We start from the raw sequence: 14,645 nt of genomic DNA on the forward strand, positions 1-14,645 counted from the left end.
GCGTCCGGGCCCGGCCCGGTCGGGGGAACACGGTGGTGCTGGGCTACGTCCCGCCCTTGCCCCTTCCGCCTTCGCCGCGCGCGTCTCGGCGCCGGCGGTCCGGAGGCCAACCACGCCGCTGGTCTCCTCCCACACCTCGAAGACGGCGCCGGGGTACTTGGTGCCGCTCTGGTCGTCGACCTCGACGACGCCGACGTCACCGGTGACCGGGGGCGGGCGGGACGTTGGTGTCCTGCCCGGTGACGGTCACGCCCTGGGCAGCGTTGTCCGCGGTCAGGGTGAGCGCTTCCGGTGCCCCGGGCCTGAACCACGGAACGCCAAAAGCCCTCCCGCTGGGGCTATTTGCACTGCCGTTGACGCTGTGCTGCAAGTCCCCTGAAGCCGGCCTTCCTACGCTGACGCGGGGCCGACGTCGCACGTACGAGGCAGAGCAGCGCAGGTCGTCGTAGGAGACCCGCGCCGGGGCCGCCGCCAGCGCACCCGGCCCCGTACTGCCCCCCTGCGTCCGCTGTCGGGACGCGTCAACCCGCAGGAGGAGTCGTGGGCTCCCATCCCACTCCCGATTCAGTCGCCGCACCGCCCCCGGGGCCGGAAGGCGGCTCGTCCGCGCCGCCCGGTCGTGGCGGGCCGTTGGTCCGGTTCGGCGGCTGGCTGGCGCGCCGCCGACGGCTGGTGCTGGTCTCCGCGCTGATCGCGGTGATCGTCGCGGTGCCCTTCGGCGCCGACGTGGAGAGCCGGCTGTCGGAAGGGGGGATCACCTCCCCCGGCTCGGAGGCGGCGCGCGCCGACGCGCTGCTGAACACCGAGTTCTCCGCCGGCTCGCCGCACCTCGTCTTCGTCGTCAAGGCGCCCGGTTCCGTCGACGGGCCCGAGGTGCGGCGGCAGGGCGAGCGGCTGACCGCGGAGCTGGCGGCCGAACGGGGCGTGGTCCAGGCCGCGTCGTACTGGTCCCTGGGGCGCGCCGAGCCGTTGCGCGCCGAGGACGGTCGCTCGGCGCTGGTGCTGGTGCGGCTCGCAGGGGACGAGGACACGGTTCGCAAGAGCGCCAAGCGGCTCGTGCCGCAGACGGTTGGCGAACGCGGCGGCCTTGACGTGACGGCCACCGGTGTCACGGCCGTGCGCATGGAGATCGAGGAGCGCAGCAGCGAGGACCTGGTGAAGGCGGAACTGCTGGCCGCGCCCGTGGTGCTGCTCATCCTGCTGCTGGTGTTCCGCAGCGTGGTGGCCGCCCTGCTGCCGCTGCTCGTGGGCGCGATCGCGGTGATCGGGTCGTTCGTGATCCTGCGGCTGCTGGACATGCTCGTACCGGTGTCGGTGTTCAGCGTGAACATCACCACGGCGCTGGGGTTGGGGCTGGCGATCGACTACAGCCTCTTCGTCGTCACGCGCTACCGGGAGGAGTTGGCGGGCGGGCGCGAGGTGTGGCCGGCGATAGCCGAGACGGTGCGCACCGCAGGTCGCACCGTGGTGTTCTCCGCGCTGACGGTGGCGCTGTCGCTGTCGGCGATGCTCGTCTTCCCCATGTACCACCTGCGGTCCTTCGCCTACTCCGGGATCGCGGTGGTGCTGCTGGCGGCCGTGGGGTCGGTGGTGGTGCTGCCGGCGATGCTGGCGGTGCTGGGGCGGCGGGTGGACGCGCTGAGCGTGCCGCGGCTGCGGCGCCGCAGGAAGGCGGCGCCGGAGCGGGACCCGAGCGGCGGCTTCTGGCACCGGATCGCCACCTCGGTGATGAAGCGGCCGGTGCCGTTCTCCGTCGCCGTCGTCGCGCTGCTGCTGGCGCTCGGGGTGCCGTTCCTGCGGGTGGAGTTCGCCGACAGCGACGACCGGGTGCTGCCGCCGTCGTCCCCCGCCTACCAGGCCGCGCAGGTGCTGCGGGAGGACTTCGACAGCCGGGAGGGCTCCCCGATCTCGGTGGTGCTGCCGGAGGTGGACGCGTCGGCGCGCTCCGGCGACGTGGCCGCGTACGCCGAGGAATTGTCGCGGCTGCCGGGGGTCACCCGGGTCGACGCGGCCACCGGCTTCTACGCGCAGGGCCGTCAGGTCGAGCCGCCGAACGCGGCGTCCGCCCGCTTCGGCTCCGACGCCGGCACCTGGCTGGCGGTGGTCTCGGACACCGAGCCGTACTCCCAGCAGGGCATGGACCTGGTCGGTGCGGTGCGCGGAGTGCCGGCGCCGGCGGACGCACTCGTCGGCGGGCAGGCCGCACTGCTGGTGGACTCCAAGGCGACGCTGGGCGAGAAGCTGCCCTGGGCGCTGGGCATCATCGCCGCCTCCACGCTCGTCCTGCTGTTCCTGTTCACCGGGAGCCTGCTGATCCCCGTCAAGGCGGTGGTGCTCAACATGCTCAGTCTCACCGCCACCTTCGGGGCGATGGTGTTCGTGTTCCAGGACGGCAATCTGCGCTGGCTGGTGGGGGACTTCGTGGTCACCGGGATGATCGACATCGACACTCCGGTGCTGCTGTTCTGCGTGGCGTTCGGACTGTCCATGGACTACGAGGTGTTCATGCTCTCCCGCATCAAGGAGGAGTACGCCCGCAGCGGCGACAACACGGCCTCCGTCGCCCGGGGGTTGGAGCGCACCGGGCGTCTGATCACCGCTGCCGCGGCGCTGGTGGCGGCGGTCCTGTTGGCGTTCGCGACGTCCGGGCTGACGCCGTTGAAGCTGCTGGGGGTGGGGCTGGCGCTGGCCGTGATCGTGGATGCGACCTTGGTGCGGGGCGTGCTGGTGCCGGCGTTCATGCGGCTGGCGGGCCGGGCGAACTGGTGGGCGCCTGCTCCGCTGGCCCGGCTGCACCAACGGATCGGCCTTTCCGACTGACGTCGGACCCGGCCCCGCTCCGGCGGAGCCCGCGCCCCACCGACGCCCCTGCCCCGGCCCGCGTTCCGCGGCCGCCGCAGGGGCGTCGGTCGTGCTGGTACGGGGCGGGCGGGTCCGGGGGCGGGGATCGGCAGCGCAGGTGCAGACGTGCTCAAGGTGCGGCCCGGAGAACCTGGAGAACGCCTTACCTTCCATTGACACGGATCTGCCGGGCCGCTGCATGTGCGGTTCCTAGCGTGGTGGTCGTTGGTCAATCCCGCGCAAGGGGGCGCGGGGCGGTCGAACCCGATCGTTTGACGCACTACCGCACGGGGGTGCCCGCGGGCATGCAGTACCTGCAACGTGAACGTGAACTTCTCGAAGAACTCCTGCCGGGTCTGGACGCGGCCCTCGCCGCCGTCCCGCTGAGCGAGCTCGAACAGCCCGCGGGCCCGGGCGTCGCGGCCTTCCGTACTGCCGGGGGCTCCGGGCTCCTCGTCCCCGTCGAGCACGGCGGCAAGGGCGCCGACCTGCTGACCGCGGTACGGATCCAACGGGCCGTCGCCACCCGCTCGCCTTCGCTCGCGGTCGCCACGACCATGCACCACTTCTCCGTCGCCTCCCTGGTGGAGGCGGCCGCGGCCGGCGACGGCATGGAGTGGCTGTTGCTGACGGCCATCGCGAACGACGGCCTGCTGCTGGCGTCGGGCTTCGCCGAGGGCCGCACCGGTCAGGGGATCTTGAGCCCGACGCTCACCGCCCGCGTGGAAGGCGACAAGATCCGGCTGAGCGGGTCGAAGAAGCCGTGCAGCCTGTCCCGTTCGATGGACCTGCTGACCGCCTCCGTCGCCCTGCCGGAGCCGGCCGGCGGCACCCGGCTCGCAGTGGCTCTGGTGCCGAAGGACGCGATCGGGGTGTCGGTGCGGCCGTTCTGGCACAGCCCGGTCCTCGCCGGCGCCGAGAGCGACGAAGTCGTGCTGGACGACGTCGAGGTGCCGGCCGACCTCGTCGTCCGCACCGACGTCACCGACGACGGGCGCCTGGACCGGTTGCAGACCGTCGGGTTCGTCTGGTTCGAGTCCCTGATGACCGCGAGCTATCTGGGCGCCGCCTCCGCGCTGGTGGAACGCGTACTGGCGGCTCCGAAGCTCCCGCCTGCCGTGAAGGCCGACGTCACCACGGAGCTGCACGCCTGTTGGCTGGCGCTGGAGGGGCTGGCCCGCACGGCGGGCGCGGACCCCGGCGAGCACGCGCTGGCCGATGCGCTGGTGTGCCGGTACGCCGCCCAGGACGCCATCGACCGGATCGCCGGCCGGTGCCTGGAGGCCCTGGGCGGGATGAGCTTCATCTCCTGCGGCGACGCCGCCTACCTCAACTCCGCCTGCCGCGCCCTGGCGTTCCACCCGCCGTCCCGGGCCCGGATGGCCACCCCGCTCACCGACCACTTCGCCGGTCGTCCGCTGCGCGTCGGCTGACCTGCCGCTGCCCCTGCCCGCCTGACCGCGAGGTGACACCCGTGCCCGTTTCCCCGACCGTGCTGCTCACCGGAGCCTCCGGTGTCGTCGGCACCGCACTCCTTGCCGAACTGACGCACTGCCACGTCATCGCCCTGGTCCACCGCACCCCCTGCCCCGGCGCCGACGAGAGCGTCGTCGGCGATCTGACCGGTGCCCGGTTCGGCCTGGACCCCGCCGCGTACGCCCGGCTCGCCGCCCGCGTCGACGTCGTCGTGCACTGCGCGGCGATCACCAGCTTCGCCGCGGGGCCCGCCGCCACGCACCGGATGAACGAGGCCGGCACCCGCGAGGTCCTGCGCTTCACCGAGGACGCCGGCGCGGTCCTCCACCACGTGTCCACGGCCTTCGTGGCCCGCCGCGAGCTGACTCGTACCCGCGCCGCGACCGGCGACGCGACCGCCCGGCCCGAGGACTACCTGGACTCCAAGCGCGCCGGCGAGGAGGCCGTACGCGCCAGTGGCGTACCGGCGGTGATCGTCCGTCCGTCGGTGGTCATCGGCGACTCGTCCACCGGCCGGATCGCGGCCTTCCAGGGCATGCACGGCATCGTGCAAGCCCTGCTGCGCGAACTCCTGCCGCTGGTGCCGGTGCCCGCGGACTCCCGCGTCGACTTCGTCCCCCAGGACGTGGTCGCCCGCTCCATCGCCGCGCTGATCGCCGAAGGGCGCCGCGACGGCGAGGCGTGGATCACCGCCGGGGCCGCCGCGCCGAGCGCCCGTCGGGTGCTGGAGCTGACCGAGGAGGTCGCCGCCGACCTGGGCCGGCCGATGAGGATCCCGCGGACCGTCGGACCCGACATGGTCGACCGGCTGATCCGCCCCGTGTTCATCTCCGCGCTCCATCCGCGGGCCCGCCGCAGGTTCGACGACCTGCTCGCGATGACGGCGCTGTTCGCCGGCGCCGACGCGTTCCCGAGCACCCTGGGCCGCACGCCCGCCGCGGTGGCCGCGCTGACGCCCGACGCCGTCGAGTCCGCGTACCGGGCGTCCGTACGGCACATCGCCCGTGCACGGGGCCTGGTGCGGGCGGCGGAGGTGGCGCCCCGATGACGGCGACGGCGCCGACGAACGCACCGGGGACCGCGCAGGGCCGCGGCGCGGTACTGGACCGCTACCGGCGCCACGTCAGCCGCGGGCGGGCCAGGCTCGCCGCGCTGACCGGCGGGGCGGCGGAGGTGGCGTCCGCCGGGTCCCGGGTGTGGGACGCGGACGGCCGGGAGTACGTCGACTGCGGCGGGTACGGAGTGTTCCTGCTGGGCCACTGCCACCCGAAGGTGGTGGACGCGGTCGTCGACCAGGTGCGCCGCCACCCGATGGCGACCCGGATCCTGCTGGAGCCGGTCGTGGCGCGGGCCGCCGAGGCGCTGGCGCGGGTGGCCCCGGCCGGGCTGGACTACGTGCACTTCGTGACGTCCGGCGCGGAGGCGACGGAGACCGCGATCAAGCTGGCCCGCGCGCACGGCAAGCGGCGGCTGGTGTCGGCCGTGGGCGGCTACCACGGCAAGACCACCGGTGCCCTGGCCCTGACGGCGAAGCCGTTCTACCAGGATCCGTTCCGACCGCTGCTCGCCGCCGAGCACGTCCCGTACGGGGACGCCGACGCCCTCGAACGGGCGCTGGTCGACGGCGCACCCGCGTGCGTGGTCGTGGAGCCCGTCCAGGGCGAGGCCGGAGTCGTACTGCCGCCGGCCGGATATCTGCGGCGGGTGCAGCGGGCGTGCCGCGAGCACGGCGCGTTCTTCGTGCTCGACGAGATCCAGACCGGGCTGGGCCGGCTCGGTGCCTGGTGGGGCGCGGACGCCGAAGAGATCACCCCCGACGTCCTGTTGGTCGGCAAGAACCTCTCCGGCGGGGTCGTCCCGGTCGCCGCCGCCGTGGCCACCGCGGACGCCTACGCGCCCTTCGACCGCGACCCCTTCCTGCACACGTCGACCTTCGCCGGGGCGCCCGTGGCCATGGCCGCCGCCGCTGCGGCCGTGGCGGCGATCGACGAAGAGGACCTCGTCGACCGCGCCCGTGCCCTGGGCGGGCAGCTACTGCACCTGCTCGACGAGGCGTTCGCCCCCGTCATGGGGGACGCCGTGGTCGAGATCCGCGGCCGGGGCCTGCTGATCGGCGTCGAACTCGCCGACGAGGGCCTCGCCGGTGAACTGGTGCTGCACCTGCTGCGGGCCGGTGTGCTGGTCAACCACTCGCTCAACGCCCACAAGGTGGTGCGGCTGACGCCGCCCGCGGTCCTCACCGACGCCGACGTGGAACTGCTGGCGGACGCCTTCGCCTCCGCCCGCACCGCCCTGATCAACACCCTCTCGTCGACCCGAAGGACGGTGCACTGAGATGCCCGAGGTCACTTTGGACGCCCGCGTCCCCGGCACCGCCCCCCGTACGGCCTTCGACCGGCTCGCGGACTTCGCCGCGTACCCCCGCTACACCGACGCGGTGCGCGAGGTCACCATCACCGACGTCGCCCACGGGGTCGTCGCCTCGCACTGGTCGGTGAACTTCCGCAACGGGGTGCTGTGCTGGTCCGAGCACGACCGGATCGACCCACAAGCGCTCACCATTGAATTCGCCCAGGTCGAAGGGGACTTCGACACCTTCACCGGCGCCTGGCTGGTCGCCGCGGACGGCACGGACGTCCTGGTGCGCTTCACGGCCGCCTTCGACCTCGGGATGCCGAGCCTGGCCGCGATCATCGACCCGGTGGCGTGCCGGGCCCTCGCGGAGGCCATCACCCGGATCCTGCACGGGCTGTTCGGGGAGCACGTCCCGGTCACCGAACCCGCGCCGGCCGGCGCGAGCGTCCCGCTGGGCACCTGAGTCGGCACCGCACCGCCGCTCCCCCTTCATCCCGCCTTCCGACCGGCCCCGTGCGGGCCGACGTGACCCACCGTCCCGGCAGCCGCGCCGTCGGCTGCTTCCCCTAGGAGGACCCCCGTGCCCATCGATCTGCGCAACAAGGTCGTGGCCGTCACCGGCGGCAGCCGCGGCATCGGCCTGGCCACCGCCGAGGCGTTCGTCGCCGCCGGCGCCAAGGTCGCCGTCGGCGCCCGCGACCTCGAACGCGCCCGGGCCGCCGCGGGCCGCGTCGGCGCCACCGCCCACGCCCTCGACGTCACCGACGCGCAGAGCGTCGCCGCGTTCTACCGGGACGTCGAGTCCGAACTCGGCGCCGTCGACGTCTTCGTCAACAACGCCGGCGAGATGATCGTGGGCAGCTTCGAGCACGAGAGCACCGAGGACTCCGCCCATCAGCTCGGGGTCAATCTGCTCGGCACCCTCAACGGCATGAAGACGGCGATCGGCCCGATGCGGGCCCGCGGCAGCGGCCACATCATCAACATGGTCTCCGCCGTCGGCATGATCGGCCTGCCCGGCTGCGCGACCTACTCGGCCGCCAAGCACGGCGTGGTCGGCCTGTCCGAGGGCGTACGGGCCGAGCTGCGCGGATCCGGCGTGCAACTCTCCATCGTGCTGCCGATCCCCGCACAGACGGAGCTGACGTCGGGCGTCGGCAAGGGCCGCTTCGTACCGCTGCTCACCCCGGACGACATCGCGAAGGCCGTGCTGCGCACCGCGCGCCGCCCCGTCTACAACCGGTACGTCCCGGGCTGGACCAACCCCGTCACCCGCTCGCTGTTCCTGCTGCCGCAGCCCTGGCGGGACGCGATGGGCCGCTTCCTCAAGGCCGACCAACTCCTGCGCACCACCGACTTCCAGGCCCGCACCGGGTACGAGGCGCGGCTCAAGACGCCCGCCGTGGACGGCGGCGGTCGATGAGCGCCCCGCTCACCGGCAAGGGCGCGGCCCGGCGGGGCAACAGCCCGGCCGCGTTCCGCTCCCGGGTGCTGGACCACCTCGTCCACGTCCACCCGGTCACCGCCGTGGTCCTGTTCGCCCCCGTCGTCGTCGCCGGCACCTGGCTCTCGCTGGGCGACGCGGGAGGTTGGGCGCTGGGCGGCTGGGCGCTCGCCGGCTACCTGGCCTGGACGCTGTCGGAGTACTGGGGCCACCGCATCGTGTTGCACTTCGAGCCCGAGCGGGGGTTCGGCGCCCGGCTGCACTGGATCCTGCACGGCGTCCACCACGACTATCCGCAGGACTCCCGCAGGTCCATCCTGAGCCCGGTGCTGTCCGTGCCGATGGTCGCCGGCGCCACGTACCTGGCGTCCGGGCCCGGCGGTCTGCCGCTGACGTTCGGCGCCGGCTACGCGTTCGGCTACCTCAGCTACGACCTGTTCCACCTCTACCTCCACCAGGGGCGGCCGCAAAACCGCCTGCTGCGGCGGCTGCGCGAACTCCACATGCGCCACCACTTCCGTGACGACACCCGGGGGTTCGGCATCTCGGCCCCCTACTGGGACGAGGTCTTCGGCACCTCGATCGCCCGCCCGACCCGCCCGAGCCGACCCGGCGACGTCCGATCGGACAACCGATCCGACGACGTCCGATCCGACGCCCGGGCGACCTGACGACCGACCGCGCCGCCCCTGACGCGCCGACCGCCCAGGGCGAGAAGAACCATCCGCGAGGACACCGATGAACTCCGAAGCCCTCCTGGCGCGTGCCCCCACCGCCGACGCCATCGAACAGTCCCCCGCCGCCCCGCCCTGCGGCCCCGACTCCGCCGAAGTCGGAGCCGAAGTCGGAGCCGAAGTCGGGGTCGGAGTCGACGTCGCCGAGGCCGAGGACTTCCTCGGCCTGCTGCACGCCGAGCACCCCGACCAGCCGCTGACCGTGCGCCAACGCATGCGCCAAGTGCGGGCCGAGGTCGCCGACACCGGCAGCTACACCCACACCGCCGACGAACTCGCCTTCGGCGCCCGCGTCGCCTGGCGCAACTCCAGCCGCTGCATCGGCCGGCTGTACTGGCAGAGCCTGCGCGTGCTGGACCGCCGGGACGCCACGACGCCCCGGGAGATCCACCGGCACCTGTGCGAGCACCTGCGCCAGGCCACCAACGGCGGCCGCATCCGGCCCACCATCTCCGTCTTCGCGCCGGACCGCCCCGGCCGGCCGGCGCCCCGGCTGTGGAACGACCAGCTCATCCGCTACGCGGGCTACCGCGGCGACGACGGGCGCACCGTCGGCGACCCGGCGCACCTCGACCTGACGGACGCGGTGCGCCGCCTCGGTTGGCAGGCCCCGGGCGGCCCCTTCGACGTCCTGCCGCTGGTCGTCGACGCCCCCGGACACGAACCGCAACTCTTCGACGTGCCAGGGGACCTGGTCCTGGAGGTGGCACTCTCCCACCCCGAGCGGCCGGAGTTCGCCGCGTTGGGCCTGCGCTGGCACGCGGTGCCGGCGATCTCCAACATGCGGCTGCGCATCGGTGGCGTCGACTATCCGCTGGCGCCGTTCAACGGCTGGTACATGGGCACCGAGATCGGTGCCCGCAACCTCGTCGACTCCGACCGGTACGACCTGCTGCCCGCGATCGCCCGCCACCTCGGCCTCGACACCGGCTCGGAGGCCACCCTGTGGCGCGACCGCGCCCTCGTCGAGGTCAACGTCGCCGTGCTGCACTCCTTCCGGCGCGCCGGTGTACGGGTCAGCGACCACCACACCGAGTCCCGGCGCTTCCTGGCCCACCTCGCCAAGGAGGAGCGGCAGGGTCGGCTGGTGCCCGCCGACTGGTCGTGGATCGTCCCGCCGGTGTCCGGCAGCCTCACCCCCGTCTTCCACCGCTACTACGACGAGGCCGACCAGCGCCCCAACTTCTACCCCGACGAAGCCCGCTCCCGCTGCCCGTACGGCCACTGAGCCCGTCCCTACTCGCGCCCCGCGGAGCTCCGCTCGACCTCCTCGGCCGCCGCCTTCAGGGCTGTCAGGGCCCACTCGACGTCGCGGTGGCCACGGGCGGCGCGGTCCAGGGCGCCGGCGCCGAGCCCCACCAGTGCGCGCAGCAGCGGGCCGCGCCAGTCGCGGGTGCTCCCGGTGACCCGACATCCGTGGGCCGTGGGCACGATGTCGTACCGCCAGGTGGCGACGGGGCGGCCCAGCGCGCTGACGCGGTAGGCGAAGCAGCGGTCCGCCACGGCCCGGGTGACCGTGGCCGTCCTGCGCCGGACGTACGGTCCGGTCCGGCGCACGGCGCGAAACCGCTCCCCCACGGCCAGCGGCCGGCCGCGGCCGGCCGGGTCGCTGATCAGCCCGTACACGGTCCGGGGGCGGGCGGACACCTGGATGCTCCCCACCGCGGTCGGCTCGGTCATGGCGGCGCCTCCCGGCCTCCCGGTGCGTGCGTTCGCCTTCGACGGTAGGGCGGCGATGGGCAGCCGATGCACAGGTCCGGTTCAACGGAAAGGCAAATGTCCACCCTTCCCAAAGCTAAGGAGCTTAGTAGATGATGGGGGCGGTGACGGCGAGGGGACGCCGTCGCCGTGGGCGGCGCTCTGCACGGGGGAACGATGATCATCCTGGTGGTCGAGGACGACGAGTGCGTGGCCGACGCCCTGCGCAGCGCCCTGGGGATGCACGGCCACCGGGTCGTCACCGCCGGCACCGGGCAGGACGCGCTGCAGCAGCTCGACGGCTGCGACTTCGTCCTCCTCGACCTCGGTCTGCCCGACCTCGACGGCATCGAGGTGTGCAAGCGCATCCGGGACCTGTCGACCGTGCCCGTCATCGCGCTCACCGCGCGCTCCGAGGAGATCGACCGGGTCATGGGGCTGCACGCCGGCGCGGACGACTACGTCGTCAAGCCGTACAGCCTCCACGAACTCAACGCCCGCATCGAAGCGGTGTCGCGGCGGTCCTGCCGCTGCGGCGTCGCAGGCGACGGCCACGACCCGAAGTGCCACGGCCGGGCGCGCGAGGTGCTCACCGCCGACGGCCTCGAACTGGACCTGCGCAGCCGCTCCGCCACCTTGCAGGGCCGCCGCTTATCCCTCACCCGCAAGGAGTTCGACCTGCTGGCGATGCTCGTGGAGGACCCCGAGTCCCTGCACACCCGGGAGGACATCATCGCCCGGGTGTGGGACGAGAACTGGTACGGCTCCACCCGCACCCTCGACGTCCACGTGGGCAGCCTCCGCAGCAAGCTCGGCTCGTACGACTGGATCGAGACCCAGCGCGGCGTGGGCTTCCGCCTGGGCTCAGCGGGCCGGCCCTGAGAACCGCCCGTGCGCCGTCGCCTCCTGATCACCTATCTGTCGCTGACGACCATGCTGCTGCTGGGCCTCGGAGTGCCGCTCGCCTTCAGCCTGGCCATGAACGACTACCACCATCTGGCGAACGCCCAGGTCAACGAGACCGGCAGGCTCGCCACCGCCGCCGCCCGCACCGGTGACCCGGCCGCCGACCCGATCTGGATGGAGCAGGCGGCGGCGTACGCCCGCGGGCACGACGCCGCGGTGCTCCTGGTCGACGGCCGGGGCGAGGTCGTCTTCACCACCCGACCCGGGGCGGACGTGGACCGCCGCGCCTGGCAGCGCACCCTGCGCCGCGCCCTGGACGGGGAGGTGAACCTCCCGCTGGACTACCCCGTCAACACGTCCGCCGAGCCCCTGTTCGTCGCCGCGCCCGTGCTGGAACACGGGGAGGCCGTCGCGGCCGTCGCCACCGTCTCCCCCACCACCTCGCTGCGCTCGCAGGCGCTCGGGCAAGGGGCGCTGCTGCTGGGAGTCGCCGCACTGGGGCTGTTCGCCACCGCGCTGGTCGCGGTCCCGCTCTCCCGGTGGAGCCTGCGGCCCGTACGGCAACTGCACCGCGCGGTCGGCGCCATCGCGCAGGGCCGGTACGGCACCCGGGCGCCCGTGGACCGGGGCCCGGCCGAGGTGCGCGAACTGGCCGTCGCCGTGAACGCCATGACGGACCGGCTGGTCGCCCTCCTTGAGGCGCAGCGCCGCTTCGTCGCCGACGCCTCCCACCAGCTCCGCAATCCGCTCACGGCGCTGCGGCTGCGGATCGACGTGCTGGAGGCGGCGGTGCGCGACGACGGCTCCGGGGCCGTGGCGGGCGTGGTCGCGGAGGCGGACCGGCTGGGCCGCATCCTCGACGAGTTGTTGGCGCTCGCCCGGGCCGCCGAACCCGACCACGGTGCGGTGCCCGTGGAGGTCCGGTCCGTGGCGCGGGCGCGCGCCCAGGCGTGGGGCGCGCAGGCCGCGGCCGACGACATCGCCCTGGTCGTCGCCGGGGAGCAGGCCGTCGCCTCTTGTCAGCCCGGGGTGTTGGACCAGGTCCTCGACGTCCTCCTCGACAACGCCCTCGGCTTCTCGCCGCCGGGCGGCACCGTCACGGTGCACATCCGGGCGGACGGCGAACGGATCCGGGTGTCCGTACGGGACGAGGGGCCCGGGATGAGCCGGGAGGACATGCGCCGGTCCACGGACCGCTTCTGGCGCGGCGAACAGCCCGCCGGGCGCACCGGGTCCGGGCTCGGGTTGGCCATCGCCCGGGCGCTGCTGGAAGGCGGCGGCGGGGAGCTGCGACTGTCGGCGGCGCAGCCGCACGGGCTGGTCGCGGAGGTGACCGTACCGGCCGGCATGCCGTACGTCCCGCCCCGCTCGGCCCGGGCGTCTTAGGGGCGGTCGTCCGCGAGGTGGGCGAGCGCGTCGGGGGCGGGCTCCTTGTGGACGAAGGCCGACCGCAGCCGGTGGTAGGGCTCCGCGGGGTCGAAGAAGTTCCGGTGCATCACGGCCAGCTCTTCGGCGCGGTGGACGTGGAGCGGCTTGTGCGCCTCGTCCCGGTCGCGGGCTTCCTTCTTGCGCGCGATGCGCTCCCGCAGCCCCGGCGAACGGGCGAGGCGCTGCGCCAACTCCGCGACGCCGGCACCGAACTCGCCGGGGGCGGCGTCGACCACCCGGTCCACCAGGCCGATCCGCTGGGCGGCCGACGCGCTGACCGGGAGCGCGCGCCGCGTGAGGTGTTCCGCGGCGACGGGCCCGACCCGACGTGGCAGGCTGTACGTCCAGTACTCGGAGCCGTACAGGCCCATCAGCCGGTAGTGGGGGTTGAGCACCGCGCCCCGGCGACACCACACCTCGTCCGCCGCGAGGGCCAGCATCACCCCGCCAGCGGCCGCGTTGCCGGCGAGCGCGGACACCACCAGGCGGTCCGTCGTGGTCAGCACCTCCGCCACGAGGTCGTCCATGGCGTGGATGTTCGCCCAGGACTCGGCGGCCGGGTCGGGCGCCGCTTCGATGACGTTCAGATGGATGCCGTTGGAGAAGAAGTCCCGTTCGCCGCCGATGACGACGACGTCGGTGGGGCGTTGCAGCGCGTGGCGGTAGGCGGCCAGCAGGCGCCGGCAGTGCTCGGTGCTCAGCGCGCCGCCGGGGAAGGAGAAGCGCAGATGGCCGACGGGACCGTGCTCGCGGTAGCCGACCTGTGCGTAGGTGCGCCGGTCCGCGGGCGGGCTGAGCGGTGCCGGGACCTCGGGCAGCGCCGGCAGGTCGGCGCCGAGCGCGAGGGTGGCGGGCAGTTTGACGGCGCGTCGGCCGTCGTGGCTGCGGCGGCGCAGTTCGGGGATCCAGACCGCGCCGTCGACGGTGGCCCGGCAGATCGCGCCGGCGCGGGTGGCGAGCAGTTCTCCCGGCTCCCCGCGCAGGGTGTCCTCCGGGTGGCCGCCGTGCAGGTACCACTGCGCGCCGAGGAGTTCGTCGCGGACGCCCGGCTGGGAGTCCGCGGCGCGCAGCGTCCGCAGGATCCGATCGCTGGGATCGCGCGACCAGTCGATGCGCCGTGCGTCCTGCCGCAGGTAGGGGCGGGTGTGCTCGGGGGCCTTCCACTCCGGGCCGTGCTGGGGCTGGGGCACGTAGCGGCCGGACGCGAAGCGGCGCACGGCGAGGTGCACGGCGTCCAGGGCGGCGTCGGCGACTTCGTTGCGGTAGAGGTCGCTCTTGCCGACGGGCGGCAGCGAACACGGCGCGGTCGCCCACACGGCGCCGGCGTCCATCACGGCGTCGGCCTGGAGGACGGTGACGCCCCAGTCGACGGCGCCCTCGTGGATCGCCCAGTCCAGGGACGAGGGGCCGCGGTCGCCGGCGGGCCCGGGGTGGACGATCAGACAGGTGTGCGCGGACCACACGTCCTCGGGCAGCGCGGCCTTGAGCATGGGCGCGAGGATCAGATCGGGGCGGTGGCGAAGTACCGCCTCGCGCAGGGGGTCGTCGCCGGCGGCGACGTGCAGGCGGACTCCGTGGCCGCGGTCCTTCAGCTCCGCGTAGACCCGTTGGGTCAGACTGTTGAACGCGCTCGCCACCAGCAAGATCCGCATCACGACCACCAGAACGTCGCCCGTACCGTCATCGACCAGGCGATGGTGCCCGGCGCGGCGCTCCGAGGGCGCTCTACGCCACACCGGCGGCCGACCTTCAACGGCCGATCC

General features: G+C 73.8%; 12 protein-coding genes. 10 read left to right on the forward strand and 2 right to left on the reverse strand.

Translation table 11 applies throughout. The features are described 5' to 3' along the window. Nucleotides 1–540: 540 nt before the first annotated feature. The 8 genes from ACH4E8_RS28150 (at nt 541) to ACH4E8_RS28185 (ending at nt 10,078) form a co-directional block, all read left to right on the forward strand. Entirely contained in the window at nt 541–2,820 is a 2,280-nt protein-coding gene (locus ACH4E8_RS28150; protein WP_398453273.1) for an MMPL family transporter, read from the forward strand. 326 nt (nt 2,821–3,146) lie between these two features. Continuing rightward, nucleotides 3,147–4,274, forward strand: coding sequence for an acyl-CoA dehydrogenase (locus ACH4E8_RS28155; RefSeq protein WP_398453276.1), 1,128 nt, complete (start codon nt 3,147–3,149; stop codon nt 4,272–4,274). Nucleotides 4,275–4,315: 41 nt separating this feature from the next. After that, complete coding sequence (locus ACH4E8_RS28160) at nt 4,316–5,365, forward strand: SDR family oxidoreductase (protein WP_398453279.1); 1,050 nt, start codon at nt 4,316–4,318, stop codon at nt 5,363–5,365. Then, nucleotides 5,362–6,651, forward strand: a complete 1,290-nt coding sequence (locus ACH4E8_RS28165) for an aspartate aminotransferase family protein (protein ID WP_398453282.1) — start codon at nt 5,362–5,364, stop codon at nt 6,649–6,651. The genes ACH4E8_RS28160 and ACH4E8_RS28165 overlap by 4 nt, the downstream gene beginning before the upstream one ends. Nucleotide 6,652: 1 nt before the next feature. Continuing rightward, nucleotides 6,653–7,135 (forward strand): type II toxin-antitoxin system RatA family toxin, encoded by a 483-nt coding sequence (locus tag ACH4E8_RS28170; RefSeq protein WP_398453284.1) that lies wholly within the window; start codon nt 6,653–6,655, stop codon nt 7,133–7,135. Nucleotides 7,136–7,252: 117 nt separating this feature from the next. Further along, nucleotides 7,253–8,095, forward strand: coding sequence for an SDR family NAD(P)-dependent oxidoreductase (locus ACH4E8_RS28175; protein ID WP_398453287.1), 843 nt, complete (start codon nt 7,253–7,255; stop codon nt 8,093–8,095). After that, nucleotides 8,092–8,787: a sterol desaturase family protein gene (locus ACH4E8_RS28180; protein WP_398453289.1), complete on the forward strand. Its 696-nt coding sequence runs from the start codon at nt 8,092–8,094 to the stop codon at nt 8,785–8,787. Before ACH4E8_RS28175 ends, ACH4E8_RS28180 begins: the two co-directional genes overlap by 4 nt. Nucleotides 8,788–8,854: 67 nt before the next feature. After that, nucleotides 8,855–10,078: a nitric oxide synthase oxygenase gene (locus ACH4E8_RS28185; protein WP_398453292.1), complete on the forward strand. Its 1,224-nt coding sequence runs from the start codon at nt 8,855–8,857 to the stop codon at nt 10,076–10,078. 8 nt (nt 10,079–10,086) lie between these two features. Here the strand turns inward: ACH4E8_RS28185 and ACH4E8_RS28190 are convergent, their stop codons facing one another. Beyond that, nucleotides 10,087–10,530 carry an SRPBCC family protein gene (locus tag ACH4E8_RS28190; RefSeq protein ID WP_398453295.1) on the reverse strand — a complete coding sequence of 148 codons (444 nt, stop codon included), beginning with the start codon at nt 10,528–10,530 and terminating at the stop codon, nt 10,087–10,089. 195 nt (nt 10,531–10,725) lie between these two features. Between ACH4E8_RS28190 and ACH4E8_RS28195 the strand changes: the two genes are divergently transcribed. Together ACH4E8_RS28195 and ACH4E8_RS28200 are read left to right on the forward strand one after the other, a co-directional pair. Continuing rightward, a complete protein-coding gene (locus tag ACH4E8_RS28195) occupies nt 10,726–11,430 on the forward strand; it encodes a response regulator transcription factor (protein ID WP_398453298.1) in 705 nt (234 codons plus the stop codon). 9 nt (nt 11,431–11,439) lie between these two features. Beyond that, the gene (locus tag ACH4E8_RS28200) at nt 11,440–12,840 is read left to right on the forward strand and encodes a sensor histidine kinase (RefSeq protein ID WP_398453301.1); all 1,401 of its coding nucleotides are present in this window, start codon (nt 11,440–11,442) and stop codon (nt 12,838–12,840) included. Here ACH4E8_RS28200 and ACH4E8_RS28205 read toward each other — a convergent pair. Next, a complete protein-coding gene (locus ACH4E8_RS28205) occupies nt 12,837–14,534 on the reverse strand; it encodes a hydrogenase maturation protein (protein ID WP_398453303.1) in 1,698 nt (565 codons plus the stop codon). The two genes, ACH4E8_RS28200 and ACH4E8_RS28205, sit on opposite strands and share 4 nt — an antisense overlap. Nucleotides 14,535–14,645: the final 111 nt, after the last annotated feature.

Origin of the sequence: Streptomyces sp. NPDC017979 (assembly GCF_044328175.1) — a bacterium.
Classification (GTDB): domain Bacteria; phylum Actinomycetota; class Actinomycetes; order Streptomycetales; family Streptomycetaceae; genus Streptomyces.

What these genes read in the sequence shown, in the direction of transcription:
- ACH4E8_RS28155 (WP_398453276.1), top strand. Translation starts at nt 3,147, where the DNA reads ATGCAGTACCTGCAACGTGAACGTGAACTTCTCGAAGAACTCCTGCCG.
- ACH4E8_RS28165 (WP_398453282.1), top strand. Translation starts at nt 5,362, where the DNA reads ATGACGGCGACGGCGCCGACGAACGCACCGGGGACCGCGCAGGGCCGC.
- ACH4E8_RS28170 (WP_398453284.1), top strand. Translation starts at nt 6,653, where the DNA reads ATGCCCGAGGTCACTTTGGACGCCCGCGTCCCCGGCACCGCCCCCCGT.
- ACH4E8_RS28180 (WP_398453289.1), top strand. Translation starts at nt 8,092, where the DNA reads ATGAGCGCCCCGCTCACCGGCAAGGGCGCGGCCCGGCGGGGCAACAGC.
- ACH4E8_RS28185 (WP_398453292.1), top strand. Translation starts at nt 8,855, where the DNA reads ATGAACTCCGAAGCCCTCCTGGCGCGTGCCCCCACCGCCGACGCCATC.
- ACH4E8_RS28190 (WP_398453295.1), bottom strand. Translation starts at nt 10,530, where the DNA reads ATGACCGAGCCGACCGCGGTGGGGAGCATCCAGGTGTCCGCCCGCCCC.
- ACH4E8_RS28195 (WP_398453298.1), top strand. Translation starts at nt 10,726, where the DNA reads ATGATCATCCTGGTGGTCGAGGACGACGAGTGCGTGGCCGACGCCCTG.
- ACH4E8_RS28205 (WP_398453303.1), bottom strand. Translation starts at nt 14,534, where the DNA reads ATGCGGATCTTGCTGGTGGCGAGCGCGTTCAACAGTCTGACCCAACGG.